The 24,485-nt window shown below is 47.9% G+C and carries 26 protein-coding genes; 12 read left to right on the top strand and 14 right to left on the bottom strand.

The window, feature by feature from the left end; genetic code table 11:
- Positions 1 to 31 precede the first annotated feature (31 nt).
- The 3 genes from ACUJFK_RS12420 to ACUJFK_RS12410 all read left to right on the top strand — a co-directional run bounded on the left by ACUJFK_RS12420 (position 32) and on the right by ACUJFK_RS12410 (position 1,223).
- Entirely contained in the window at positions 32 to 430 is a 399-nt protein-coding gene (locus tag ACUJFK_RS12420; RefSeq protein WP_226750221.1) for a cytochrome b562, read from the top strand.
- Between the two features lie 173 nt (positions 431 to 603).
- A complete protein-coding gene (locus ACUJFK_RS12415; protein ID WP_226750220.1) occupies positions 604 to 801 on the top strand; it encodes a general stress protein CsbD in 198 nt (65 codons plus the stop codon).
- 242 nt (positions 802 to 1,043) lie between these two features.
- Positions 1,044 to 1,223 (top strand): hypothetical protein, encoded by a 180-nt coding sequence (locus ACUJFK_RS12410; RefSeq protein ID WP_445425062.1) that lies wholly within the window; start codon positions 1,044 to 1,046, stop codon positions 1,221 to 1,223.
- A gap of 52 nt (positions 1,224 to 1,275) precedes the next feature.
- Here the strand turns inward: ACUJFK_RS12410 and ACUJFK_RS12405 are convergent, their stop codons facing one another.
- Positions 1,276 to 1,974 (bottom strand): YebC/PmpR family DNA-binding transcriptional regulator, encoded by a 699-nt coding sequence (locus ACUJFK_RS12405; RefSeq protein ID WP_226750218.1) that lies wholly within the window; start codon positions 1,972 to 1,974, stop codon positions 1,276 to 1,278.
- Between the two features lie 131 nt (positions 1,975 to 2,105).
- On the opposite strand from ACUJFK_RS12405, the gene ACUJFK_RS12400 reads away from it, so the two are divergent.
- Positions 2,106 to 2,693 (top strand): HAD family hydrolase, encoded by a 588-nt coding sequence (locus ACUJFK_RS12400; RefSeq protein WP_445425061.1) that lies wholly within the window; start codon positions 2,106 to 2,108, stop codon positions 2,691 to 2,693.
- A gap of 114 nt (positions 2,694 to 2,807) precedes the next feature.
- Positions 2,808 to 3,797: a GGDEF domain-containing protein gene (locus tag ACUJFK_RS12395; protein ID WP_445425060.1), complete on the top strand. Its 990-nt coding sequence runs from the start codon at positions 2,808 to 2,810 to the stop codon at positions 3,795 to 3,797.
- A 94-nt stretch (positions 3,798 to 3,891) separates the two neighbouring features.
- Here ACUJFK_RS12395 and ACUJFK_RS12390 read toward each other — a convergent pair whose 3' ends face one another.
- Together ACUJFK_RS12390 and hemH are read right to left on the bottom strand one after the other, a co-directional pair.
- Positions 3,892 to 6,990: a transglycosylase domain-containing protein gene (locus tag ACUJFK_RS12390; protein ID WP_445425059.1), complete on the bottom strand. Its 3,099-nt coding sequence runs from the start codon at positions 6,988 to 6,990 to the stop codon at positions 3,892 to 3,894.
- Positions 6,991 to 7,000: 10 nt separating this feature from the next.
- Complete coding sequence (gene hemH / locus ACUJFK_RS12385) at positions 7,001 to 8,083, bottom strand: ferrochelatase (RefSeq protein WP_445425058.1); 1,083 nt, start codon at positions 8,081 to 8,083, stop codon at positions 7,001 to 7,003.
- A gap of 179 nt (positions 8,084 to 8,262) precedes the next feature.
- On the opposite strand from hemH, the gene ACUJFK_RS12380 reads away from it, so the two are divergent.
- Together ACUJFK_RS12380 and ACUJFK_RS12375 are read left to right on the top strand one after the other, a co-directional pair.
- Positions 8,263 to 8,700, top strand: a complete 438-nt coding sequence (locus tag ACUJFK_RS12380) for a hypothetical protein (protein ID WP_226750213.1) — start codon at positions 8,263 to 8,265, stop codon at positions 8,698 to 8,700.
- Positions 8,697 to 9,827, top strand: a complete 1,131-nt coding sequence (locus ACUJFK_RS12375) for a PQQ-dependent sugar dehydrogenase (protein ID WP_445425057.1) — start codon at positions 8,697 to 8,699, stop codon at positions 9,825 to 9,827. Before ACUJFK_RS12380 ends, ACUJFK_RS12375 begins: the two co-directional genes overlap by 4 nt.
- Before the next feature lie 104 nt (positions 9,828 to 9,931).
- Here the strand turns inward: ACUJFK_RS12375 and tnpC are convergent, their stop codons facing one another.
- The 11 genes from tnpC to ACUJFK_RS12320 form a co-directional block, all read right to left on the bottom strand.
- Positions 9,932 to 11,461: an IS66 family transposase gene (gene tnpC, locus ACUJFK_RS12370; protein ID WP_445426784.1), complete on the bottom strand. Its 1,530-nt coding sequence runs from the start codon at positions 11,459 to 11,461 to the stop codon at positions 9,932 to 9,934.
- Positions 11,462 to 11,510: 49 nt separating this feature from the next.
- The gene (gene tnpB, locus ACUJFK_RS12365) at positions 11,511 to 11,858 is read right to left on the bottom strand and encodes an IS66 family insertion sequence element accessory protein TnpB (protein ID WP_445425056.1); all 348 of its coding nucleotides are present in this window, start codon (positions 11,856 to 11,858) and stop codon (positions 11,511 to 11,513) included.
- Entirely contained in the window at positions 11,855 to 12,229 is a 375-nt protein-coding gene (locus ACUJFK_RS12360) for a transposase (protein WP_445425055.1), read from the bottom strand. The genes tnpB and ACUJFK_RS12360 overlap by 4 nt, the downstream gene beginning before the upstream one ends.
- A gap of 251 nt (positions 12,230 to 12,480) precedes the next feature.
- Complete coding sequence (locus ACUJFK_RS12355; RefSeq protein ID WP_445425054.1) at positions 12,481 to 12,960, bottom strand: FKBP-type peptidyl-prolyl cis-trans isomerase; 480 nt, start codon at positions 12,958 to 12,960, stop codon at positions 12,481 to 12,483.
- 146 nt (positions 12,961 to 13,106) lie between these two features.
- On the bottom strand, positions 13,107 to 13,907 hold the full coding sequence (gene trpA / locus ACUJFK_RS12350; protein ID WP_445425053.1) for a tryptophan synthase subunit alpha: 801 nt from the start codon (positions 13,905 to 13,907) through the stop codon (positions 13,107 to 13,109).
- A complete protein-coding gene (trpB, locus tag ACUJFK_RS12345) occupies positions 13,907 to 15,106 on the bottom strand; it encodes a tryptophan synthase subunit beta (protein WP_229584407.1) in 1,200 nt (399 codons plus the stop codon). Before trpB ends, trpA begins: the two co-directional genes overlap by 1 nt.
- Complete coding sequence (gene trpCF, locus ACUJFK_RS12340; RefSeq protein ID WP_445426783.1) at positions 15,099 to 16,502, bottom strand: bifunctional indole-3-glycerol-phosphate synthase TrpC/phosphoribosylanthranilate isomerase TrpF; 1,404 nt, start codon at positions 16,500 to 16,502, stop codon at positions 15,099 to 15,101. Before trpCF ends, trpB begins: the two co-directional genes overlap by 8 nt.
- 22 nt (positions 16,503 to 16,524) lie before the next feature.
- Positions 16,525 to 17,565: an anthranilate phosphoribosyltransferase gene (gene trpD / locus ACUJFK_RS12335; RefSeq protein WP_445425052.1), complete on the bottom strand. Its 1,041-nt coding sequence runs from the start codon at positions 17,563 to 17,565 to the stop codon at positions 16,525 to 16,527.
- The gene (locus ACUJFK_RS12330) at positions 17,565 to 18,155 is read right to left on the bottom strand and encodes an aminodeoxychorismate/anthranilate synthase component II (protein WP_445426782.1); all 591 of its coding nucleotides are present in this window, start codon (positions 18,153 to 18,155) and stop codon (positions 17,565 to 17,567) included. The genes trpD and ACUJFK_RS12330 overlap by 1 nt, the downstream gene beginning before the upstream one ends.
- Before the next feature lie 38 nt (positions 18,156 to 18,193).
- Positions 18,194 to 19,765, bottom strand: coding sequence for an anthranilate synthase component 1 (locus ACUJFK_RS12325; RefSeq protein WP_445425051.1), 1,572 nt, complete (start codon positions 19,763 to 19,765; stop codon positions 18,194 to 18,196).
- 374 nt (positions 19,766 to 20,139) lie between these two features.
- Positions 20,140 to 20,319: a DUF6435 family protein gene (locus ACUJFK_RS12320; protein ID WP_226750205.1), complete on the bottom strand. Its 180-nt coding sequence runs from the start codon at positions 20,317 to 20,319 to the stop codon at positions 20,140 to 20,142.
- A gap of 120 nt (positions 20,320 to 20,439) precedes the next feature.
- On the opposite strand from ACUJFK_RS12320, the gene rnm reads away from it, so the two are divergent.
- The 5 genes from rnm to rluB are packed head-to-tail and all read left to right on the top strand — an operon-like array spanning position 20,440 to position 24,279.
- Entirely contained in the window at positions 20,440 to 21,318 is an 879-nt protein-coding gene (gene rnm / locus ACUJFK_RS12315; RefSeq protein ID WP_226750204.1) for an RNase RNM, read from the top strand.
- The gene (locus tag ACUJFK_RS12310; protein ID WP_445425050.1) at positions 21,315 to 21,935 is read left to right on the top strand and encodes an L-threonylcarbamoyladenylate synthase; all 621 of its coding nucleotides are present in this window, start codon (positions 21,315 to 21,317) and stop codon (positions 21,933 to 21,935) included. Before rnm ends, ACUJFK_RS12310 begins: the two co-directional genes overlap by 4 nt.
- 12 nt (positions 21,936 to 21,947) lie before the next feature.
- Complete coding sequence (locus tag ACUJFK_RS12305; RefSeq protein ID WP_445425049.1) at positions 21,948 to 22,769, top strand: segregation and condensation protein A; 822 nt, start codon at positions 21,948 to 21,950, stop codon at positions 22,767 to 22,769.
- Positions 22,769 to 23,365, top strand: coding sequence for an SMC-Scp complex subunit ScpB (gene scpB / locus ACUJFK_RS12300; protein ID WP_226750201.1), 597 nt, complete (start codon positions 22,769 to 22,771; stop codon positions 23,363 to 23,365). The genes ACUJFK_RS12305 and scpB overlap by 1 nt, the downstream gene beginning before the upstream one ends.
- On the top strand, positions 23,365 to 24,279 hold the full coding sequence (gene rluB, locus ACUJFK_RS12295; RefSeq protein ID WP_445425048.1) for a 23S rRNA pseudouridine(2605) synthase RluB: 915 nt from the start codon (positions 23,365 to 23,367) through the stop codon (positions 24,277 to 24,279). The genes scpB and rluB overlap by 1 nt, the downstream gene beginning before the upstream one ends.
- Positions 24,280 to 24,485 lie beyond the last annotated feature (206 nt).

Genomic DNA, 24,485 nt, shown 5'->3' with positions numbered 1-24,485 from the left:
TGCAAAGTATTATCAGATTTGAGAGAATGTCATGATTAAAACAGCCCTATTAGCAATGTTGCTTGCGGTAAGCAGTCAGTCTTTACTGGCAAAAGAGCCGGTTAATTTAGAACGAACCATGAAAACCATGGGTTTTGCCCACAAACAAGCTTCTGAAGCGAGCACAACAGCAGAAGCCTTACCTTTTGTTGAAAAGTTACAGAAGCTGGTGCAGCAGGCTAAACAAGCGCCACTGCCCTCTGACAAAGCCGAAGTATACAACGAAGGCTTAGACAAGGTATTGGCCGAGTTGGCGCTGGCTAAAGCCGCGGTTACCGCAGATGACTTGCCTAAGTTAAAACAGCATTTACAGCAAATTGAACAATTAAAAAAGCAGTACCATAAAGAGCGCAAATTCAGTTTCTGGCAATTAATTTTTGGAAAATATTAAAGGCATCAAGATGCTGAAAGTGCTTTAGATTGATCTGATGTTTTAGTTGCAAAGGGTTAGTTTCAACGCGTTTGCTAGCCTCTGCTGAGCCACGGTTTGACAAAGTTCGCCTATACTTAACTTGACGCTGCCAGCACTTCTTGAGCGGCGTCATGATAAGCGAGGACGATGCGATGAGTTCAATCTTTGCCGAAAGCCAATGGAGCAGTGTGCGAGCACAGGTCAAATGTGAGTGGGATAAGATCAGTTATGCTGAGCTTGAACTGACCCGCAACAACCCTGAGTATCTCACAGCGTTAGTGCAAGAGCGCTACAATCTGGAAGAAGACGATGCCCGTCAACGGGTGCAAGCGTTCTTTGATAGTCTCTAACCACTTTTATTCACCCCAGTAGCAGCCTTTGCTACTGGGTTTTATTTTTTATCTAGCTTTTTTCAGACCACCTCATAAATGTATTTTTAAACTAATAATCAGACGGATACGGCATCTGTGCTTAATCACTTTAAGGCAATTAATTGATTTTATTGATTTGATTCAGGGCAGAGTCAGTTTATTTACACTAGGCTTAGAATATCGGGTAACCGATAAAGCCATAAATTGATGAGGAAAAAGCCATGAAAGCCAACCAACATAAAGCGCATGCTGCCGAGCGAGAGCATCAACAAGTAGATAGACAGCAGCAAGGGAAAGCCATTACGTCACTAAGTTTAGTGTGGCAAAAGCAACAGCAATTAAGGCCGCAGCCGTTAGCAGAGTTGGATATCGAGTGCTGTGCTGAACTGGGGTATAATTAATGTGCGAGCTGGGCTGAGCAGTGACATTTTGGTGTACTGCTCAGCCTATTTATTAGGCTAAACCGACGTAGACGTTTTGTACGTCATCATCATTATCAATAGCATCTAAAAAGGCTTCAACCTCAGCACGGGCCTCGTCATCTAAGCTCAGCGGGTTATTAGCACGATAGACTAATTTGGCTGAATGCACTTCATAACCAAAGTCGGGTAGGGCTTTTGCCACTAAATCAAGATCGGTCAGTTCAGTTAGGAAGATCACTTCACCGTCTTCACCTTCTTCAAAATCTTGTGCACCGGCTTCAATCGCGGCCAGCTCCATATCGGCATCGGCACTACTGGCTACGGCTTCAATTTGTCCTAAGTGTTTAAAGTCCCAGGATACCGAGCCCGCGCCTCCTAATTGCCCTTTACGGAATAAAATACGCATACTCATGGCACTGCGGTTTTTGTTGTCCGTTAAACATTCAACAATAACCGGAACCTGATGTGGCGCAAAGCCTTCATATACCACTGTTTCATAATTCACTGGGCCATCGAGTAAACCGGCGCCTTTTTTAATGGCACGCTCTAGGGTTTCTTTTGGCATAGATGCTTTTTTCGCAATTTCAATGGCTGAACGCAATTTGGCATTCATTGCCGGATCGGCCCCGTTACGAGCTGCAACCATAATCTCTTTGGCAAGTTTGGTAAAAATACGGCCTCTGGCATTAGCCGCATCTGCTTTATGCTTGTTCTTCCACTGGGCACCCATAATGAAGTCCTGTTAAGCTATCAATTAAAATTGGTGGGGTAGTCTAGCGAATAGCAGGCTTTTTTAGCAACTGCTGCATGATCTTTTTCGCAAATAAGCCGTTTAAGAAGGCATTAACAAGAGGAGCTGCCATGAACTTGGCTCATATTAAAGCAGTGGTTTTTGATTTAGACGGTACCTTGATAGATTCACGCTTAGATTTTGCAGCAATTTGCGATGATCTGGGTTGGCCGCATGGCACACCCTTACTTGAGCATATTGCCACGCTCGGCTCAGGTGCAGAAGCTGACCGAGCTCATCAGATTATTCGTCGTCATGAAAATGCCGGTGCAGCAGCGGCACAATGGATGCCAGGGGCCGAAGCCTGTCTGCTGGCGCTAATAGAGAAAAAGCTGCCACTGGCCATTTTAACGCGCAATATGCGCGAAGCCACCGAGCATGTGCTAACCCGGTTACAAATCCCGATTGAGTTAGTGCTCACACGAGAAGATTGTGCGGCCAAACCGGACCCGCAAGGCCTTCATATCATTGCCGAGCGTTTACAGGTTCCATGCCAGCAGATGCTGTATGTTGGCGATTACGTGTTTGATTTACAAGTTGCCGCCAATGCTGGGGCCGCATCCTGTTTGTACCTTAACGACAGTAATCAACATTTTTTGCCGCAAGCGGATTACAGCATCGCTCACTTTAATGAGTTACAACAGGCATTTTGGCCGTAAATGGCCTGAGTAAGATAATTTAACCGTAATAACTTGTCATTTTTACGTGATAGCCTCTATAGTATCAACATAAAAATAAAAATAAAAATAAAAATAACAGTTAACAGGTGCAGTTTGCTTGCTAGGTTAAAACAAAACTTCTATCTTGCTATGATCACATTAGTGGGTTTAATGATATTGCTATTCGTTACGCCCTACGGAGTGTATCGTATCTTAACAGGCAATATGCTGGTGGGTATTGCTGATTTATCTATTGTTTTAGCCAGTTCAATCGCGGTTTTGTATGCATGGCGCACCAATGACACGGTGCGACCAGGTCAGTTTTTGGCGCTGATATTTTGTATTGGTTTAACTGTTATCTGTACCAGTTTAGGCGTTAATGGCTTATTTTGGGTCTACCCACTTATGGTGTTTATCTTCTTTTTAGTTTCAGCAAAAGAAGCCATTTTACTTTCCTTGTTATTGCTTTTGTTATTGGTTGGTATTGATTTTCTCAAACCGGGGCAAGTCTTTGTTAATCATTATCAAATGATGTCTTTTTTAGTCACCGCTTTTATCAGCAGTTTTTTCGCTTTTATGTTTGCCTATCGCACCCGGGCACAGAATAAAGAATTAAAGCATATCGCCAGTATCGACAGTTTAACGGGTGCAGGCAATCGTCATACCTTAAATGCCCAGTTAGATTTGGCTGTGCAGTTAAAGCAAAAGCTGAATTGTCATTACGGTTTAATTTTGTTTGATTTAGATTTCTTTAAATTAATCAATGACAACTATGGTCATAAAGTTGGTGATCAAACCTTGGTGCGCTTAGTGCCTTTAATTTCGTCATTAATTCGTCAGAGTGATCGCGTGTTTCGGTTTGGCGGTGAAGAATTTATTGTGTTGCTGCGTGATATTAAACCGACAGATTTGTTGCATCTGGCCGAGAAGATCCGCAAAGGAGTGGAGCAGCAGTTAACTTTACCAGATGGCAAAGCGGTCACCTTATCCGCGGGATTGGCCATGTTAGCGCCAGATGAAGATTGGGAGCAGTGGTTACATCGGGCGGATATGGCGTTGTATCAAGCGAAGAACAATGGCCGCAATCAGGTGATTGCGGCTTAGTCTGCCCGCGAGTGGTATGTCATTAAATCACTCGCACTACTCGCGCTGCTTATTTTTCTAATCACGTCGCTGAGTCAGTTGCAATCTCAATCGTTTATTCCGGGCAGCTGCCATTATCTTTTAATAATGGCATGAGCAAGGGCGACATACCGTTTAATACTTGCAGCGGTAGCGCCGAAGTAAAAGAGTAGTCGTCAGCCGCATTGCCTGGAATATAAACACTGATCACGCCAAAGTAATTATCACTGAGATAAAATGCAAAGGTTGCCGTGCGGTTTAGTGCACGTGACTGAACGGTCTCGCCACGGCTGTTCACTGTACTGATACGATTGTCACCTGTGCCGGTTTTACCACCAATAATCGCCAAGTCGGGCAAGTTACTTAAGCTAAAATGCGGTAATAAGCGCCGCCCTGTACCAAGCTGGACGACGCCCGCCAAGTTTTCGCGCAATACCTGAGCAACTTCGGGTGCCATAACGCGTGTTATTTGCACTTCTGTGCGACTTAGAGCCACATCGTAAGGCGTATTTGCGGCAAAGTGCACCCCGGCAATTCTGAACATCGGTAGTCGTTTACCGCCATTTTGAATAATGCCCATCAGCTCTGCTAAAGCGGCCGGTCGATCGCCAGAGCTCCCCAATGCAGTAGCCAGTGACGGTACCAAGTACTCAAACGGATAGCCCATACGCTGCCAGCGCTGATGAATATCCCAGAATGCCTCGATTTCGAGCATAGTGCGAATGCGATTATCCCGGGCACTACGCGACTGCGTGCGGAATAACCACTGATAGGCTTGCTGCCGCACATCAGCGCTAAGCGTCGTGGCTTCGGCTAGGGTGGCTGCCGGTTGCTGCTGTAAGTACGCCAACAACCATAACTCTAACGGGTGGCTGCGAGCTAAATAGGCTTGATCCGGTAAGCTAAACTCGCTGGGCGAGTATTTTTTATAAAGCTGTCGCCATTGTTGCGTTGTCAGTGGGTTATCAGTAAAACGCTGCTGCATGGCGCTGATAAATTCACTTTCGCTTTGGCTGGGGTTAATAAAGCGATAGCCGGCACTTAAGCGGTCGGGTGTTTGCCGCAAACCATTTAAAAACACGTCTAACCGCTCGTTGGCGCTCAGCTTGTGGTATTTACGCCAGAAACGTTGTAGGTATTTTACGCCCTCGTGATCGGCAAAACGGCGTAAATATTGATCCCGGCGCGGATCGTTATCGTTTTTCAATAGCTGATAACTGCTGCTTTCACCATGATGAATACTGTATTGCACCAACTCTTGCATTAAGCGTACAAAAGGCAGGTTAATCGATTCATACAAGGCTTTGCGCAGTGTCGGCGTCATGCGATCTTCTTCACGGCGAAAATTACCAAAGGTATGTAAGCCCCCACCGGTAAAAAAGCTGCTACGGGGATCGGCAGAAAACTCACGGTCCATTGCGGCATTGAGCATGGTCAGTAAAGATACACCAGGATTGGCAATGAGGTAGTTTATGGCCCACTGTGATAACTCATCTTGAGGCGCAATATCTAAAAAGGCCAGTTGCTGGGGCGACTCTTCAGCATATAACTGGTGGATCTCGGCTACCATTTCCAGATAAGTGGCTAAGGTGCGTAACTTCGCGGTTGAGCCCAGCTCTAACTTGCTGCCCTCATTTAAATCAAAGGGTTGTTCTGCATGGTTATCGGTTTGCACTCGCAGCTTATTGCCCAGCGGCGTGCTTTCATACAGTGTAAAACTGTATTTAACGTTGCCAATCTGGTTTTCTTGTAATAAACGTTGACCAATAATACCGGCATTATTGGCCGCGGGCAGTTGTGATAATTGCTGCAAATAGCGATTTATTTTTGCCTGCAGTGGCAAGTTTAACGTGGTTTGCACCGTTAAATCGAGCCGGTCGGTTTGATATAAACTACGGTCTAATAAACCGGCGACACGGTTTCGCACTAACAAGGCCGTTTTATCTAACTTACGTGTGGTTTGCCGAGCTTGCTGATTAAAATTCAAGGTTTGCTCGTTTGCTGCGGCATACCAAGCCGGCGATAGAATATTAAATTGGCGTAATAAGCGCAGGTGGCTGTCTACCAGCTCTTCCAGCTCGGCGCGGCCTTGCAATAAATAAAAGCTGGGGCGACGCTGAGCAATAAACAAGGCTAAAACCTGACGCAGCGCTTGGCCATGAGCGGCGGTGGGCTCTGCATCTTGTAGTAACCGATTGACTTGCATGGCATCAACACCAAACCAAGCATTTAAACCATCTGCAATACCATGTATTTCACCTGCTTGGGGTGTGGCGGCCAAAGGCACGGTATTTATGTAGTCTAAGGCGATTTGCATCCGTCGCGCCATGGTTTCTAAGCCGGGTTGATAAGCGCGGATACTGGCCGATGCCATTTGGCGGAGCTTATCGGCAAAACCCGAGGTAAAACCTTGTGGCGAGTGCCGATATTTTTCGATTTGTGTCGCGAGGGTACTGCCACCGGCTGCGGCGGCTTCTTGTCCGGCTAATTTTTGTACTTGTGCTAAGCCGGCAACGGCCAAACGAGACCAGTCAATGGCCGGATTAGTCAGCGGTGCGGCTTGAAATAAATCCCGGTTTTCAATGAACAATAAGATCCGCAACATCAGCGGTGCAACATCACTAAACTGAGCATATTGCAGTTCAGGTGTTTGATAACTGAATAACGGTTGTTGCTGGCAATCGAAAATTTGCAAACCCCATTGGGTTTTTTCGGCATAGGGTGGGTACAAGCCCCAATCGGTGTAGCGCTGTAAACTGGGTGAAAAACGACTTTGGCTGGTAATATTAAAGCCACTATTATTCAGTTTGATTAACCAATCGGCTAAATGGCTATAGCCAGCCCGTTGGTCAAAAGGCCCACCCGTTGGATAAATGGGTTGTTGCTCGGCAGGTGCCGGGCCTGTGCCTTGTTCAAAGGTTAATTGTGTAGCCAGGTAATGCAAAACCCGCGCTTGCAAGAAGCTCGTGCGTGCTTCTTGGTAAACAAGACCAGCTAATAGCAGTAAGACTAACAACCAAAGTAACCACTTCAACGGTTTCCAATTACGTACCCGAGGGGCGACGACTTTACGTTGGTTTTCGCGTACATTTTCAAAATGCCGTCTTTTTAGCACTGGTGGCCCTTCTAACGGGGCGTCACCAATGCGGGGCTCAACTCTTTTTTCGTCTGACATAGTGGTGACTTTATTTCACTTCCTCGTGGTTAAGTTGCTGCGCCCGAGCCAGTCTGTCAGGATCAGCGGTAATTTGCCAGCCTTGTAAATTATCTAAAATAAGCTGTGATAGCGCCTCAATATGCGCAGGGCTGTCATTCAGTGCGGTAATGTATTCGTAACGCTCACCGCCGGCCTGCTCAAAATACTCTTTGTTTTCTTCCGCGATTTCTTCAATCGTTTCTAAACAATCGGCAGCAAACCCTGGGCAGAACACTTGCACGCTGTGCACACCTAAACCCGGTAACGCTTTTAGCGTTTCATCGGTATAAGGTTTTAACCATTCTTCGCGGCCAAAGCGCGATTGAAAAGTGGTCATGTACTGATCTTTTCTTAAGCCAAGTTGTTCGGCGATCAAGCGTGAGGTCTTGTAGCATTCACAATGATAGGGATCGCCATTAAGCAAATAACGCTTTGGAATACCGTGATAAGAAAACAGCAATTGATCGGTTTGGCCATGCTGCTGCCAATGTGCTTGAATTTGTGCAACACAGGCTGCGATATAAGCTGGATAATCATGGTAATGGCTGATAAATCGCAGATCTGGCAACCAGCGACGCTGCGTAAAGTTAGCGGCTAACGCATCAAAGGTTGAAGCGGTAGTGGCGGCAGCATATTGAGGATAAAGCGGTAGTACCAATAACTTACGCACGCCCTGTGCCATCAAGCGCTCAATGGCACTGTCCATACTGGGATTGCCATAGCGCATGGCATAATCAACCACAACATTATGCTGGCCAGCCGCCGCTAAGGCAGCTTGAACGGCCTTGGTTTGACTGACGGTATGAAACAGCAAGGGAGACCCCTGCTCGGTAAATACAGTGGCGTAAGCTTTCGCTGAGCGGCGAGGCCGAATATTTAAAATAATGCCATTTAAAATACACCACCATAATAAGCGGGGTACTTCTACCACACGAGGGTCCGATAAAAACTGTTTGAGGTAACGACGCAGAGCTTTAGGCGTGGGTTCATCTGGTGTGCCTAAGTTGGTTAATAACACGCCGATTTTATCGGCGTCGCCATGACTATAATTTTTGCTGTTGATATAACCCATAATCGGTAATTACTCTCACTGAAAATCAAAAAAGACGTTACGGCAGCGGGGAAATGACAGATCGCCAACATAAGCTTGATCTTAGCAGTTTGTGTCACGTAAACCTATTACCGGATGCAGATAATCTTGTTCTGCCGTATGCTGAGTACCTGACTTAGCGCAAAAAAAGGGAATAATGGATGAAAATAATCAGTTACTTTGTACTGGCCGTGTTGTTAGCGGCTATGCTGGGAACCGCATTACAAAGCGCGGCCAATTTATGGGCGATCACTCAGCTGGCAGGTTCGGTGTCGTTAGCCGATCAATGGCGTACTTTTCTTTTCGATTTACGGCATTTTATGCCGCTATTAGCACTGATCTTTTTGCCCATTTTGATATTGAGTGTGCTATCAACCAAGCTGATTTGTCGGTTCTTGCCATTGCAACCGCTGGCCGCCATGTTTGGGGTAACAGCATTAGCAACTTGGTTAGCCCTTAACCTGATTAATTATTTAGCCCCTATGCCCACGCTGATTGCCCTGAATCGCAGCAATAGTGGCACCTTGTTATTACTGTGTTGCACCGCTTTTGCAGCGGTATTTTTTCAATGGATGACAGCGAAACGGAGTACGCGATGAACACGTCTATCGTCAAAAAACTGAGAGCCTTACAAAAGCTTACCCTGAGTTTAACGTGCGGCGCCTTGCTCAGTTTGCCCTTAGTGGCCGAAACCGCTTGGCGCCTTGATACCGTGGCCAGTGATCTCGATTTTGCCTGGTCATTGGCCTTTATGCCCGACGGGCGTTTTTTAGTCACCGAGCGCACTGGCCAGCTGGTTATTCTGAATGCCGATGGCAGTGAATCCAAGCGCCAAGCCGCGGCCTTGCCCGATATGTTTGTGGCTGCGCAAGGGGGGTTACTCGACGTGCTGCTGGCGGCTGACTTTGACAGTAGCGGTCGGTTATTTTTAAGTTACTCTTGCGGAAATTTAAATGCCAACAGTACCTGCTTAGCCAGTGCCCAATTAGTGAATGATGAATTAACCGCTATTCGACCGATTTTTCGGGCGCAGCCTGAGCGACGCGGCGCCGCCCATTACGGTGGGCGTATGGTGCAATTACCCGATGAAACCTTAGTGTTAACTTTAGGCGACGGTTTTGACTATCGGGAGCAGGCACAAAATAAAGCCCATCATTTGGGTAAAACGGTGCGTCTAACGGTGGATGGGGCGGTGCCTGCCGACAACCCTTTTGTTAATCAGGCGGGGATTGCTGGGGAGGTTTTCACGCTGGGTCATCGTAATGTGCAAGGCATTGTCTATGATCCACAAACCGGGCAACTCTTTAGCCATGAGCATGGGCCTAAAGGGGGTGATGAATTAAACCTGTTACTTGCGGGGCAAAACTACGGCTGGCCAGTGGCCACCTATGGTGTGGATTATACCGGCGCGCGTGTCTCGCCTTATCAGCGTTTTGTGGGCATGCAAGATCCGTTGTATGTTTGGACGCCATCCATTGCCCCGGCGGGTATGACCTTATACCAAGGAGCGTTATTTCCAGAGTGGCAAGGGAATATCTTTGTCAGTGCCTTAGCCGTTAAAGCGTTACATCGCTTGCAATTAACGGCGGGCAAAGTCACGGCAGAACAAGTGCTGTTAGCGGATTTAGCCACTCGCCTACGGGATGTGCGCACGGGGCCAGATGGGGCGATTTACCTGTTAACCGATGGCGCTAAAGGGCAGTTACTGCGTTTATTACCGAATTAGCGCGAAGTGTTGGGTTGTTTAAGCGTAAGCGTCCGGCGATCACAGGTTAGCGCTCTGATTTAAGACACTAAGTGTCCACTTAATTTTAGTGGACACTTAGTGTCTTAAATCGCGTCACCTGACTGTTTGGATAGATCGATATTCCAAGGTAACAACTCATCGACACGATTGATGGGGTGATTGCCGATACGCTTAAGTACCGCTGTGAGATAGTCATTTGGATTGATGCCATTGAGTTTAGCGGTGCCGAGTATTGAGTACAGCACGGCAGCTCGCTCTCCTCCAGCAACTGAACCCGCAAACAGGTAATTTTTCCTACCCAAGGCAATCGGCCGCAATGAGCGCTCTGCACTGTTGTTATCTATCTCAGCATAACCGTTATCCACATAGGCAACCAACGCCTCCCACTGTTTCAGAGCATAATGAATAGCCTTGGATAACGGCGAGCCTTTCGATAAGGTACGCAGGGTTGTTTGCAACCACGTATGGAAGCGCTCAAGGATTGGCTTGGCGTGTGTGGCTCGGTTGTGTTGTCGTTCATCCGGTGGTTGGCCGCGCACCTGCTTTTCAATCACATAGAGGGATTGGATAATCGCAATGGCTTCGTCGGCTAAAGGCGAAGGGCCGCTTTGAGTGATGTCATAGAACTTACGCCGCACGTGTGCCCAGCAACCATGTTGGGTGATTTGCCGTTGGTATAATTCGTTGTAACCGGCATAAGCATCGGCCTGCAGTGAGCCTTTGTAATCTTTTAAATGCGCCGCAGGATGAAGACTTCTTCGGTCTTCACTGTATTGCAGCCACACTGCAGGCGGTGTGCTATCTCCCCAGGGGCGACCATCGCGGACATAGGTCCAGTAACGACCTGTTTGCGTACGACCTTTACCCGGTGATAGCGTCGGTGCGGTGGTATCATCCGCATGTACGTGGTAACTGGCTTTAACATGGCGGCCGATGGCACTTGCCAGTGGCGTGAGTAATGCACTTGTTTGTCCTACCCAGTCAGCCAAGGTAGAGCGCTCGATGTCGATGCCTTCACGTTCCATCCGCTCAGCTTGGCGGTACAGCGGTTGATGGTCGAGGTATTTATCAACCATCACCTGTGTGAGCAATGCCGCACTGGCCAGTCCTTTTTTAATCACACGCTCAGGCGCAGCACCTTGCACCAATGTGTCGCAGTGCTGGCAGCTGAATTTAGGGCGTACAATACGGATAACCCGATAAGAGGCCGGCACCACATCCAGCATTTCAGAAACATCATCACCGATATGGGTTAATGCACCCTGACATGCCGGGCACTGGCAAGCCGTTTCAACACGCAGCTCTTCTCGCGGCAATTGTGCAGGCAGAGAAGCGCGCCGACGGGGCGTGGCTTTGTTCTCTTTTGCTGGTGCGGCTAGCTTTGGTAAGGCTGCAGTTTGCATCTCAAGCTCTTCAAGCTGTAATTCCAACTGATGAATTTGCTTATCGATATGCTCGGACGAACGTCCGAAGCGGGCACGTTTTAATACGGATAACTGGTGGCGTAACGAGGCAATAACGGTATCCTGCTGGGCAAGCGTTGACTGCAGTTGAAGGATAATTTCCTGCAACTGTTTTGGGTCATTGGGTAAGGAAGATGCCATCGTTTTCATGCGCTGCATAATAACATAAAAATCCAGCTAACTCATTGATTAAATGCAATTATGCGGCGTTTATTGGTCTATTTTTTCTGGCAGGTGGCCGCCAGTCTAAGCCTTCCAGTAACAGCGCCAATTCGGCTTGTGTTAAATGCACAGCCCCCGATTTTGCACTTGGCCAAACAAATTTACCCTGCTCCAGTCGCTTGTAAAATAAACATAACCCCTGACCATCCCACCAGAGCAATTTAACCCGGTCGCTACGACGTCCGCGAAACACAAATACGTGACCGCTAAACGGGTCTTTTTGCAGCACATGCTGCGCCATTGCAGCCAGGCCATCAAAGCCTTTGCGCATATCGGTGTAACCGGCACACAGCCAAATGCGCACGTCATGCGATAACATCATCATGACAACGCCACCACGAGTTGGCGTAACATGTCTGGCGTGGCGTCGTGTAACACCAGTTGGTGGCCGCCACGAAACGACACCGTTATTGCAGGTTTATGTAACACTGGCATCGAGTCAACAGCACGAACACTGATAGGAAGGAATGGCATGGGAGCCGCTGACGTATCCACTTCACCTTTAGCGCGCCTGACCCACAATGCATTACCGAGGTTAACGTCTCGGATCCAGCGAAACACTTGGTTGGTATTGACATCATATTTGCGCGCTAATTGAGATACTGAAAGGGTTTGTTCTTTCGATTCCTGGACGATCTGCCATTTTAATTCGGGGGAAAAGAACCGACGTATATCGGGTTGTTTTAAAGCTGGCATACATAACTCTCATTGTTGGCAACACAGAAAGATATGATGCGTGATCAGTCAGCAAATAAAAGATGTGATGGCCGGACGCTTACGTTTAAGCACTCACTAATCTGTTTGCTGAATGCATTAAACTTAGGCTCATAAAAAACGCAGCGTCAAAACGCTGCGTTTTTTGTTTTCAGCTAAAGGCGGCTGCCGCTGAACGGAGAGCATTGCTCCGTAAACTAAGAGCGAGAAGCGTAAAGCTTTTAGCGCAAGGCTTAATGCTGATGCCCACCTGCGCCGTGGGCATGGCCATGCGCAAGCTCTTCTTCAGTTGCTTCACGTACCGACAAAATCTCGATATGAAAAGTTACCGTTTTACCGGCTAAGGGGTGATTAGTGTCTACGTCAGCTTTAAACATACCCATTTTAACGATGGTGACTTGACGCTCACCATGATCGGTATTAACCCATGCCACCATACCCGGTTTCCATTTTTTGGCACCTTGTAAGTGTTTTACTTGCACGCTTTGAATGGCATCGGCTTTGCGCTCACCATAAGCATCCACCGGAGCCAGTGTTACTTCTAGCGTGTCGCCAGCGTGTTTATCTTGTAAGGCTTCTTCAAGCTTTGGCAGCATTTGATTGTGGCCATGTAAATACAACATGGCATCACCTTGGCGTGAGCTTTCAAGCTCAGTACCGTTTTCGGTGATTGTGTAATGAAATTGTACAACGCTGTTAGAACTGATTTGCATGATGAGTCATCTTCTGAAGGTTATCGTGGCGCTATTATAACGCGCTCGCAGGCGGTGTCAGAGAAATTTGTGCAGGTTTTAAAAAACGGTGTAAGCCGTAACAGCAAGACGATCCGCAGCCTTAGCCAACGGATCGTCTGTAACGCTTAGCTGGCGGCTTTCATCTCGCTGACAAATTGCTGCAACTTACTGAGCATTAAAGCCGGATCGGCTTGGTTTTGCTCAATAATGTTAACAATAGCCGAGCCGCTGATCGCACCGGCTGCGCCATTATCAATGGCTGCCCGAACTTGCTCTGGTGACGAAATACCAAAGCCAAGTAATGGTGGCGCCGGATTATAAGCACGAATACGTTCAATCAAAGCTGCGGTTGGCATCGCCGCTTTGGTTTCAGCACCGGTTACCCCAGCCCGACTTAACAAATAGGTGTAGCCACGGCCATAAGAGGCAATCGCACGTAAGTCATCATCATCAACATTTGGCGGCACAATATAAATCGGTGCAATATTGTGTGGCATGGCCGCTTGACGGAACATTTTACTTTCGCTCAGTGGCACATCCGCAATCAGCACGGAGTCAACGCCTGCGGCAGCAGCCGTCGCATAAAACGTGTCGAGGCCTTTTGCCATAACCAAGTTAGAATACAGCAGTAAACCAATGGGAATGTTTTCATCATAAGCACGAATACGCTTAATAATATCGAAACACATGGCGGGGGTGACCCCCGCAGCCAGTGCGCGGATATTGGCATTTTGAATGGTAGGGCCATCGGCAATCGGATCTGAGAACGGAATACCTAACTCTAAGGCATCAGCACCGCCATCAATTAAAGCTTTAATAATTTGAAACGACAGCTCAGGCTGTGGATCGCCCACTGTAACGAACGGCACAAAAGCGCCACGTTTTTCGTCACTCAGCCGCTGAAACATCTGTTGATAACGTTGCATTACTCTGCTCCTTGCTGTTGTGCGGCTAATACACTGTGCACATGCGATAAGTCTTTATCGCCGCGACCCGATAAATTAATTAATAGCACCATAGGCTCGGTTGCTGCTTCGGCCATTTTAATGGCGTGCGCTACGGCATGCGAGCTTTCTAATGCCGGAATAATCCCCTCTTTCATGGCGAGTAACTGAAAAGCCGCTAAGGCTTCGTCATCGTTAATGGCCACGTATTCAGCACGACCAATTTGTTGTAAATGGGTGTGTTGTGGCCCAACAGCGGGATAATCCAAACCGGCTGAAATAGAATAAGATTCTTCAATTTGGCCATCGGTTGTTTGCATAATCGCGGTGTAAGCACCGTGCAAAATACCGTAACTACCGGTACTTAATGCCGCACCATGTTGATGGGTATTAATCCCTTTACCACCGGGTTCTACACCGATTAAACGCACGCCAGACTCTTCAATAAAGTCGGCAAAAATACCGATAGCGTTTGAGCCGCCACCGACACAAGCGATCACTGCATCGGGTAATTGACCTTCCGCTTTAAGGATCTGTGCTTTAGCTTCTTCACCGATCATCCGTTGGAAATCACGCACAATAGTAGGGAAGGGGTGAGGGCCCGCTGCGGTGCCTAGCATATAGTGAGTGGTTTCGTATGTGGCAGACCAGTCGCGCATCGCTTCGTTCACGGCATCTTTCAAGGTGCCTGAACCGGCGGTAACCGGGATCACGGTAGCTCCCATTAGCTGCATCCGAAATACGTTCGGTTGCTGGCGCTCAATATCTTTAGCGCCCATATAAATGCGGCATTTTAAACCCAGTAGCGCACAGGCTAAAGCGGTTGCCACACCATGCTGGCCTGCGCCGGTTTCAGCGATCACTTCTTTTTTACCCATGCGTTTCGTCAGTAACGCTTGGCCTAAAACCTGGTTGGTTTTATGGGCGCCACCGTGCAGTAAGTCTTCACGCTTCAGATAAATTTTCACCAGCGGGTTGGGTGATAAATTGCGGGTTAGCGTTAATGGTGTAGGCCGACCGGCATATTCCGTCAGCAATTGTTGAAACTCGGCATGAAACGCCGGATCTTGTTGAGCGTCAACAAAGGCCGCTTCTAATTGCTTTAAGGCGGGCACCAACAATTGCGGCACAAACATACCGCCATATTGGCCGAAGTAAGGATTAAGTTTTAGCTCACTCATGTGGGACACTCTTCTTAGTCAAAAAATCAAATTCACGGATCCGCTGAAAGGCACTGGCGATTTTCGTCGTGTCTTTCAAACCGGCAGCCGTTTCGAGGCCGGAATTCATATCTAAACCGGCAACCGGCAGTGCTAAGGCGGCACTGAGATTATCGGGGTTCAAGCCACCGGCTAGCATAATCGGATGTTGGCTTTGCAGTTGTTGCAGTAAACGCCAATCGAAACTGACACCCGAGCCACCGTGCTGTTGTGGATGAAAGCTATCTAATAAGATGCGATCAGCTAAGGCGGTAAATGCCGGTAATTCGGCTTGTACTCGATAGGCTTTCCATATTTCACAGCCGGTTGGCAATAAGGGTTTTAATGCCTGTAAATAAGCATCGTCTTCATCGCCATGTAACTGTACGGCGGCTAAGGCTAATTGGCTTGCTAAACGAGCCACTTGCTCTATTTCGGCGTTTACAAATACGCCGACAAAGCGTAGCGGGGCTGCTTTGACTAGCTCGGCCGCTTGCTCAGCACTTACCGCGCGAGGTGAGGCTGCTGCGAATATCAGGCCACCATAATAGCCGCCGGCTTGATAGACTGCTTGCACATCTTCAGCACGGGTTAAACCACACACTTTATGCTCGCCAATAATCAAGCGATGACAGGCGCCGGCTAAATCGGCTTGCGCCATGAGCGAACTGCCCACTAAAAAGGCATCGGCTACGGGTAATAATTGCCGCACTTGCTGATTTTGATAAATGCCTGATTCGGATACCACGGTGCGATCCGCTGGGATCAGCTGCCGTAAGCGGACGCTGGTTTGCAGATCAGTGCTTAAATCGCGCAAATTACGATTGTTAATGCCAATTAACTCCGCCCCTAGATTGACGGCACGTAAGGTTTCTTGCTCATTACTCACTTCAGTTAAGATTGTCATACGCAGTTGTTTGGCCACCGTTGCCAACTCGCGATACTGCGTATCATCTAAAATCGATAACATCAGCAGGACTGCGTCGGCACCGGCTTCACGCCCTGCGTAAATCTGATAACTCGAAATAATAAAATCTTTGTGCAGCAAGGGTTTGTCGGTAAGCGTACGCATTTGCTTTAAATACTGATAGCTACCCTGAAAGAAACTGCTGTCGGTCAGCACGGAAATGCCATCAGCATAGCAGTTATAAACGCTGCTAATTTCTTTTAAATCAAAATGTTCACGGATCAAGCCTTTGGAAGGCGAAGCCTTTTTACACTCTAAAATAAAACGGGCACCCGGTTGTTGTAACACTGCTAAAAAATGTCGCTCAGTGGCGCTCACCTGATCGATGAACTGCTCAAGCGGGCGCTGTGTCATCATTTCAGCGACTTCGAGTCGTTTTTTATCGACAATTTTTGCCAAAACCCCTTCAATTACCACCTGGGGTGTCGTTGTTTCAACCACGACTTAACTCCTTCATGCTGTGCAACGTTTGCAGCGCTTTGGCGCTATGCAGATGCTCTAATACTGCGCGGGTATTCACTTTTAAATCAGTACCTAAGCCTGCAATTTTTAGCATCGCCGCCACATTAACTGCCACCGCTGTTAAATGTGCTTCTGGCGCGGTGCCCGCTAAAATGGCTAAGGTTGCTGTCGCGTTATCGGCTGGCTCACCGCCTTCTAGGCTGCTTAATGCTTGCGGCTCTACCCCAAAATCGGCAGGGGTTAGGGTAAATTCGCTAAGCTCGCCATCTTTTAATTGGCAAACATAGGTATTGCCATGTAAAGCAATTTCATCACAACCACTGCCGTGCACAACCCAAGCGGCTTTCGTGCCCAATTGTTGTAATGCCTGCGCCATCAGTTTACACAGGCCAGCATCATACACCCCTAACAGTTGAAAATCAGGTCTGGCTGGGTTAATTAGCGGCCCTAGTAAGTTAAACAGGGTACGGCTTTTCAAGGCGGTGCGCACCGGCATCGCGTGCTTGATACCACTGTGATAAAGCGGTGCAAACAAAAAGCTACAATTGCTGCCTTTTAAGGTGGCCGCGGCTTGCTCTGGGCTAACTTGAATATTAATGCCAAGGTATTCCAATAAATCAGCTGAGCCTGAGCGGGATGACACACTACGATTACCGTGTTTGGTTACTGGCAAACCCATACTGGCCGCAACGATGGCTGCAGTGCTAGAAATATTAATGGTGTTGCTGCCATCACCGCCCGTACCACAACAATCAATGGTGCCACTGACCGTTGTTGGAAAGGGGGTAGCGGCGGCTAATAAGGCTTGTGCTGCCCCGGTAATTTCATCGGCAGTTTCGCCGCGCACTTTTAAGGCGACCAGCAAGGCCGTTAGCAGTACGGGTTCAACCTGGCCTTGCACAACAGCCGTAAAAAATTGTTCGGCTTGCGCACGGCTTAGGCTTTTGCCATTTAAGGTTTGCTGCACCAGAGGCAGAATGTGCTGCGTCTGAGCATGTTGAGGCTGCGACATCAGTCTTTACTCCTTAGTAAATAGGCAATACTTTGTTGCAACAACGGCTTACCCAGCGTGGTAAGAATAGACTCTGGGTGAAACTGAAAGCCCAGCATCCGTTGGCTTTCGTTTATCACCGCCATCGGGATATGCCGCTCAGTGGCTAATACGTCCAGACTATTCGGCAGTTCGGTGGCCATTAATGAATGATAGCGCGCCACAGGAAAAGGCCGTGGCAAGCCATGAAACACCGGGTGTTCGTGCAGCGTTATTGCTGACGTCTTGCCATGTACGGTCTCACCGGCGCGTCCGACCAGTCCGCCGTAATGTTCTACGATAGCTTGATGGCCCAAACAAATCCCCAGCACCGGATAGACACCCGCAGCAAGGCGTAATAAGGCGGGCATGGAGCCCGCATCACTCGGTGCGCCGGGGCCTGGCGAAAGCACTAATAATACCGGGCCTGTTTCTTGCTGCATTTTGTTGAAAATAAATTCAGCCGGTACGGTGTTGCGATACAGTTTTAACTGGCAGCCCAACTGTGCAAATTCATCGACAAGGTTATAAGTAAAAGAGTCGATATTATCTAATAAATAAATCGTTGGCATGCGGCTTCCTAAGGTCGTCATGGCTGGCGTACTCATGCTTAGTACCCCGCCTGTTGAATAGCTTTAATCACGGCTTGTGCTTTATTGCGGGTTTCTTCCGCTTCTTGCACGGCAACAGAATCAAATACCACGCCGGCTCCGGCTTGAATATGTGCCATGCCCTGAGCAACATAAGCTGAGCGTATGACAATACAGCTATCAAAATCACCATTACCGGCTAAATACCCCACGGCACCGCCATAAGAGCCGCGCTTTTTGCCTTCAACTTGGCGAATTAATTCAGCGGCTTTCACTTTGGGTGCGCCCACTAAGGTGCCCATATTCATGCAGGCTTGATACGCGTGCAGGGCATCTAATTCTGGCTTTAAAGTGCCGACCACACGTGAGACCAAGTGCATAACATAAGAGTACCGATCCACTTTTAATAGCTCTTTAACATAGCGACTGCCGGGTACCGCGATACGCGCCACATCATTACGGGCTAAGTCGACCAGCATTAAATGTTCGGCTTTTTCTTTTTCATCTTGGCGCAGTTCTAACTCAATACGGCTGTCTAAATCACGATCAATGCTGCCATTGGCGGCAAAACCGCGGCGCCGCGTCCCCGCAATAGGGTAGATCTCAACTTGCCGGTTGTCGGCAGCAAATTTTAAAGCCGACTCTGGCGAGGCACCAAATAAGCAAAACGCCGGATCTTGTAAAAAGAACATATAAGGGCTGGGGTTAAGCTGCTTTAATTTGGCATAGGCCGCTAACGGGTTGGGGCACGGCAGTGAAAAACAACGCGAAGGCACAATTTGAAAGACATCACCGGCAACAATATGCTCTTTTAAGTTTTCTACTTGGCTGGCAAAATCATCATCGCTAATATCAACCGATACGCTGCTATCTGTGGCCGGTTTACCTGGTGCTAACGGAGGGGTTTGCGCCAGTTGCTGTTTTAGTTGCTCTAGGCGTTTACCAATGGCAAAACAGTTGGCAGGGGCATCGGCGCCACAAAATACGTTGCCGACCAAGCGGCTTTGCTGGCGCTGATGATCAATCGCTAGGGCGGTTTCTGCCAGATAAAACACATAATCAGGGCATTGATTAGACTTGACCGGCACTTCGGGCAATTGCTCAATGTTTGCTACCATGTCATAACCAATCACGCCGCCTAAAAAGATGGCAAAAGGCTCATCACTTTGGCCGCGTAAGCTTTGCTGTACTAAACGCAGCGCACTAAAAGGGTTAGCTTCAGTTAAACGACTGATTTCATCTAACAGCGGATCGGGGCGTTTAAATTCTGCTATAAGTTGTTCACCGCTTAATGTCACCTGCGCTAAATCGGCAAGCTGCTCGGCTAAATAGGGTAATAAGCCTAAACCATTATTGCTTAATGCATCGATGGTGACCTGTTGCCCGTTACATTCTAAACGCAGCGCCGCATCAATTAACATTAAGCTGTTAACGCTATTTTTGCTGTCAATTTCAGCCGACTCTAGCAGTAATGAGCAACGGTCGGCCGAGCACAGTGACGCATAAGCGGCTAAAGCATCAGCCTGATAAGGCACAGGCAGTGCGATACTGGCGACTTCGCCTGGGGTATCGGTGATATGACTAAAAATCATCGGTATTATCCTTTACACAAACCAGCTATAAATTCAGGGTAAAAAAAAGCCCGTTTCTTTTTGAAACGGGCTTAGGTTATTAAAGCGAATACAACGCCTACACATGCCCGTTGGGAATGTGCCACCACCAGATGTTCAGGTTAGCGAAAGTCGTGAATTGCATTGGTTTTAACCACCTCTAAAAAATCAGGCTACATCAAACCGCGAAAAGCGCGGCGCGTCAAGAGCAAATTGTTATTTAAGGCGATTAAACCGTAAAGAAGGCTGAACGGCTGTGTTGCAGGTCACTTATCCGCTGTTCAGCGAGCAAAAAAATATTAATTAGCTTGGGTTTATCATCAGTCTAGAGCCTCTAATGAAAAAACGCTGAGCGCTTATTTGTTGGCTTGGGCTTTTAATTCCGTTAGTTGTTGCCATAACGCTTCGCTTTCTTCGGTGAGGTCGGCAAATAATCGCATGTCACCATTACGCTGAGCATGCATAGCTTGCTCGAGTTTGGCATCGTAACGTTTGCGTAATTTCTTTTCGGGATCGGGCTTTAACCATTTAAACATAATGCACTCATCAGTTGTTTGCTGTGCGCCTTTGTACGCAAGCAAGCTTGGCTTGGTTCTTTGTTTGTTGGGCTTTCTAAGCGATTATGCGACAATAGCGGTTGTTAAAAAGGAAACTGCATGAAAATTGACTTACACAGTCACACAACTCACTCCGATGGCTTGCTCAGCGTTAGCGAACTGCTAAGCCGTGCGCTAAGCGTGAAGCTAGATGTGCTGGCCATTACTGATCACGATACCATTAGTGGCTTAACAGAAGCGCAGCAATGGCTAAAAGCCGAGCAAGCGCCGCTTAAGCTTATTGCCGGTGTTGAAATCTCTACTGCTTGGCAAGAATTTGAAATTCATGTGGTGGGCTTAAATATCAACGCCGATTGCCCGCAATTTCAAGCCCGCTTGGCTTTACAGCAGCAGCGCCGGTTTGAGCGCGCAGAAGAAATCGCTCGGCGTTTAGCAAAAGCCAACATTGCTGATGCGCTGCCTGCCGTGTTGGCTTTAACCAACGGCGGGGCCATCACGCGCACGCACTTTGCACGCTTTTTAGTGAATAGCGGCCACGCTAGCTCGATGAACACCGTATTTAAAAAATACTTGGCGCGCGGTAAAACCGGTTATGTGCCAAATAATTGGGTGGCGATGGCTGAAGCGATCCAGTGGATCCACGATGCGGGCGGCCAAGCCGTGTTGGCGCATCCGTTAAAATACAAATTAAACGGCAAATATTTAAAACGTCTGGTGCAAGATTTTGCGCTAGCCGGTGGTGATGCTTTAGAGATTATCTCGCCACAACAAACCTTAGTGCAGCGGCGTGAGCTGTGGGCATTGGGTCAACTTCACAATTTAACTGCTTCTGTCGGTTCAGATTTTCATCAGCCTACGGCTTGGAATGAGCTAGGAAAGCATCTATATTTACCGGATGATGTTACGCCAATTTGGGCGGATTGGGCACTTCAGCCCACAGCAACCGACACCGCTAATTTGCAAGGGCACGCACTATGAGTCAGTTTTTTCACATTCACCCCGATAATCCACAGCAACGTTTAATTAAACAAGCGGTGCAATTGATTCAAAAAGGCGGCATTGTTGTGTATCCCACCGACAGTGGTTACGCTCTGGGTTGTCATATGGGCGATAAAGCCGCGATGGATCGTATTTTACAAATTCGTCAAGTCAGTGGTGATCACAACTTTACCATGATGTGCCGTGATTTATCTGAGTTGTCGGTTTATGCCAAGGTTGAAAACAGCGCCTTTCGCTTGATCAAAAATAACACACCGGGGGCCTATACCTTTATCTTACGCGGTACTAAAGAAGTGCCACGTCGTTTGTTAAATGAAAAGAAAAAGACCATCGGTTTGCGTATTCCAGAGCATAAAATTGCTTTGGCGTTACTGGAAGAGCTTGGAGAACCGATGCTGTCAACCAGCTTGATTTTACCGGGTAATGAATTTGCCGAAGCTGATCCTGATGATATGCGCCAACAATTAGAGCGCCAAGTCGATTTGATTTTACATGGTGGCGTGATTGGCGAAGATCCGACTACCGTAATTGATTTATCTGAAGAAATCCCGGTTATCATCCGTGAAGGCCGTGGTGATGTGCGACCCTTTCAGTAATTGACTGAAAACATGAGCGAGCCCTTTAACAGCCTCACCATTCAGCAGGTTTTGCCGTTGGCTTATGTGCGCGGCGAAGCGGTGTTAGAGCGGCCAGAAGACCTCTATATTCCGCCTGATGCGCTAGAAGTGTTACTCGATGCGTTTGAGGGGCCTTTAGATTTTTTACTGTACCTGATCAGACGGCACAAATTTGATTTAGTGGCGTTGCCTGTGAATGAAATTACCCTGCAATATATGGAATATATCAACCTGATGCAGGAGTTAAACTTCGAATTGGCTGCCGATTACTTAGTCATGGCCGCCATGCTGGCAGAGATTAAATCGCGCTTATTGCTGCCGCGCAGTTCGGCCGCGGAGGAAGACGAACAAGATCCGCGTGCCGAATTAGTGCGTCGTTTGCAGGAATACGAGATTTTTAAACAAGCAGCCAGTGATTTAGATGCCTTACCTCGTGCCGAGCGTGATTTTTTCACGGCGAAAGCCAGTTTAGCCGATAACTTTAGCCCACTCCTGATTTTACCTGAAGTCGACTTTACCGAGTTACTGGCGGCGTTAAAAGACGTGGTAAAACGGTCGCAAGCACTGCAGCATCATCATATCAAACGCGAACATTTATCAACGCGCGAGCGGATGAGCCGTATTTTAGCGTTATTACAGCAGCGGCAGGGTTTTGTGGCCTTTAGCGATTGCTTTGAACTGCAAGAAGGCCGCGAAGGCGTTGTGGTGAGCTTTTTAGCGATTTTAGAGCTAACCAAAGAAAAGTTAATCGAACTGACGCAGGTCGCTCCGCTTGCACAAATTCATGTCAAACTGGCGATTAATGAGGCATAATGGCGCGCAAACTAAATGACGTTCAATTACTGCAGTTACTCGAAGCCGCTATTTTTGCGGCAGATAAGCCGTTAAGTCGGGCAGAACTGCAAGCGACAGTCTTGGTCGATTTTGCCGTAAGTAGCCGAAAACTCTCACAAAGCCTAACGCAGTTACAACAAGATTACAGTGCGCGTGGCATTCAGTTAGTCGAAACAGCCAGTGGTTTTCGTTTTCATACTCGCCCAGAATTAAGTGATGCGCTAGCCCAATTATGGCCTGAGCGTTCACCGCGATATTCGCGTGCGGTATTGGAAACCTTGGCCTTGATTGCTTATCGTCAACCGATCACCCGGGGTGAAATTGAAGAGATCCGGGGTGTGTCGGTGAGTACACAAATTATTCGCACCTTAACCGAGCGCGGCTGGGTTAAAGTGGTTGGGCAAAAGGAAGTGCCAGGTCGACCGGCGTTGTATGCCACAACGGCTACGTTTTTAGATTATTTTGGTTTAACACATTTAAATGAATTGCCGCCATTAGCTGAGTTTCAAGCTTTGCTAACGGATGAAACGGCAGAATCCTTATCCACCGTCGAGATGACAGGAGAGCTCCACTAATGAGTGAAAAGTTACAGAAAGTTTTAGCCCGTGCTGGTGTAGGTTCACGCCGCGAAATGGAAGATTGGATCAGCCGTGGTCGTGTTTCGGTAGATGGCAAACCGGCCACCTTAGGTGATCGCGTAGAGCCCACCCAAGCTATTCGTGTTGATGGTCACCCCGTGCAGATCGCCAGTGAAGAGCAACAGATCTGCCGCGTATTGGCTTATCATAAACCAGAAGGTGAGATTTGTTCGCGTACCGATCCGGAAGGTCGGCCTACAGTGTTTTCACGTTTGCCAAATATCAAAGGCGCACGTTGGATTGCTATTGGTCGCTTAGATATTAATACCTCGGGTTTGTTGTTGTTCACAACCGACGGTGAGTTAGCTAACCGCTTAATGCATCCAAAATTTGAAGTTGAACGTGAATATGCCGTACGGGTATTTGGCGAGATCAATGATGCGATGATCCAACGTTTACGTACCGGCGTTGAGTTAGAAGATGGTAAAGCCAACTTCAAAAAAATCAAAGCGTTACCGGGTGAGGGCATTAACCGCTGGTTCCATGTAGTGTTAACCGAAGGCCGTAATCGTGAAGTACGCCGGATGTGGGAATCACAAGGTGCTGTGGTCAGCCGTTTGATCCGCGTGCGTTACGGCGATTTACTGCTACCTAAACATTTACCTGCTGGTGGTTATGCCGAATATCCACTGGATGAAGTAAATTACTTACGCAAACTGGTTCATATGCCTGCTGAAACGCAAACCTTGGTGAAAGCTGAAGACCGCACCGAGCGTCGTCGTCGTATGGCCAGTATGAAACGCGCAGTACGCAAGTTCCAAGCGGCAGAAAAGAAGCCATCAGCGGATAAAAAAGTCGCCACGGATAAGCGACCAGCATCGGATCGTAAATCGAGCAGAAAGCCGTCTTAATCAGCTAAAACACTCACTTAATGGCTGTTAAAGGCCATTAGTTGAGTGCTTATTCAGTTTATGTGGGCTGCTTGAAAGACAGTTGAACAACCCGCCGCTATTCTGCTGTTGAGATTGACGACGAAGAGCCTGCGGTTTTTAGCTTAACTCAGCAGATAAACGCCGTGTCATAAGCAGTCATTTATAGCATTGCACTTTATGTGCAA

The sequence above is a fragment of the Alishewanella sp. HL-SH06 genome (assembly GCF_052656265.1).
The sequence above is the reverse complement of the archived record's forward strand: the minus strand, read 5'-3'. Positions and strand labels throughout refer to the sequence as shown.

What these genes read in the sequence shown, in the direction of transcription:
- trpA (WP_445425053.1), bottom strand. Translation starts at nt 13,907, where the DNA reads ATGCAACGTTATCAACAGATGTTTCAGCGGCTGAGTGACGAAAAACGT.
- ACUJFK_RS12410 (WP_445425062.1), top strand. Translation starts at nt 1,044, where the DNA reads ATGAAAGCCAACCAACATAAAGCGCATGCTGCCGAGCGAGAGCATCAA.
- ACUJFK_RS12400 (WP_445425061.1), top strand. Translation starts at nt 2,106, where the DNA reads ATGAACTTGGCTCATATTAAAGCAGTGGTTTTTGATTTAGACGGTACC.
- ACUJFK_RS12330 (WP_445426782.1), bottom strand. Translation starts at nt 18,155, where the DNA reads ATGCCAACGATTTATTTATTAGATAATATCGACTCTTTTACTTATAAC.
- tnpB (WP_445425056.1), bottom strand. Translation starts at nt 11,858, where the DNA reads ATGATGATGTTATCGCATGACGTGCGCATTTGGCTGTGTGCCGGTTAC.
- ACUJFK_RS12310 (WP_445425050.1), top strand. Translation starts at nt 21,315, where the DNA reads ATGAGTCAGTTTTTTCACATTCACCCCGATAATCCACAGCAACGTTTA.
- ACUJFK_RS12375 (WP_445425057.1), top strand. Translation starts at nt 8,697, where the DNA reads ATGAACACGTCTATCGTCAAAAAACTGAGAGCCTTACAAAAGCTTACC.
- ACUJFK_RS12405 (WP_226750218.1), bottom strand. Translation starts at nt 1,974, where the DNA reads ATGGGTGCCCAGTGGAAGAACAAGCATAAAGCAGATGCGGCTAATGCC.
- ACUJFK_RS12415 (WP_226750220.1), top strand. Translation starts at nt 604, where the DNA reads ATGAGTTCAATCTTTGCCGAAAGCCAATGGAGCAGTGTGCGAGCACAG.
- ACUJFK_RS12390 (WP_445425059.1), bottom strand. Translation starts at nt 6,990, where the DNA reads ATGTCAGACGAAAAAAGAGTTGAGCCCCGCATTGGTGACGCCCCGTTA.
- trpB (WP_229584407.1), bottom strand. Translation starts at nt 15,106, where the DNA reads ATGAGTGAGCTAAAACTTAATCCTTACTTCGGCCAATATGGCGGTATG.
- scpB (WP_226750201.1), top strand. Translation starts at nt 22,769, where the DNA reads ATGGCGCGCAAACTAAATGACGTTCAATTACTGCAGTTACTCGAAGCC.
- ACUJFK_RS12360 (WP_445425055.1), bottom strand. Translation starts at nt 12,229, where the DNA reads ATGCCAGCTTTAAAACAACCCGATATACGTCGGTTCTTTTCCCCCGAA.
- ACUJFK_RS12325 (WP_445425051.1), bottom strand. Translation starts at nt 19,765, where the DNA reads ATGATTTTTAGTCATATCACCGATACCCCAGGCGAAGTCGCCAGTATC.
- trpD (WP_445425052.1), bottom strand. Translation starts at nt 17,565, where the DNA reads ATGTCGCAGCCTCAACATGCTCAGACGCAGCACATTCTGCCTCTGGTG.
- ACUJFK_RS12305 (WP_445425049.1), top strand. Translation starts at nt 21,948, where the DNA reads ATGAGCGAGCCCTTTAACAGCCTCACCATTCAGCAGGTTTTGCCGTTG.
- hemH (WP_445425058.1), bottom strand. Translation starts at nt 8,083, where the DNA reads ATGGGTTATATCAACAGCAAAAATTATAGTCATGGCGACGCCGATAAA.
- rluB (WP_445425048.1), top strand. Translation starts at nt 23,365, where the DNA reads ATGAGTGAAAAGTTACAGAAAGTTTTAGCCCGTGCTGGTGTAGGTTCA.
- tnpC (WP_445426784.1), bottom strand. Translation starts at nt 11,461, where the DNA reads ATGAAAACGATGGCATCTTCCTTACCCAATGACCCAAAACAGTTGCAG.
- ACUJFK_RS12355 (WP_445425054.1), bottom strand. Translation starts at nt 12,960, where the DNA reads ATGCAAATCAGTTCTAACAGCGTTGTACAATTTCATTACACAATCACC.
- ACUJFK_RS12420 (WP_226750221.1), top strand. Translation starts at nt 32, where the DNA reads ATGATTAAAACAGCCCTATTAGCAATGTTGCTTGCGGTAAGCAGTCAG.
- ACUJFK_RS12320 (WP_226750205.1), bottom strand. Translation starts at nt 20,319, where the DNA reads ATGTTTAAATGGTTAAAGCCCGATCCCGAAAAGAAATTACGCAAACGT.
- rnm (WP_226750204.1), top strand. Translation starts at nt 20,440, where the DNA reads ATGAAAATTGACTTACACAGTCACACAACTCACTCCGATGGCTTGCTC.
- ACUJFK_RS12380 (WP_226750213.1), top strand. Translation starts at nt 8,263, where the DNA reads ATGAAAATAATCAGTTACTTTGTACTGGCCGTGTTGTTAGCGGCTATG.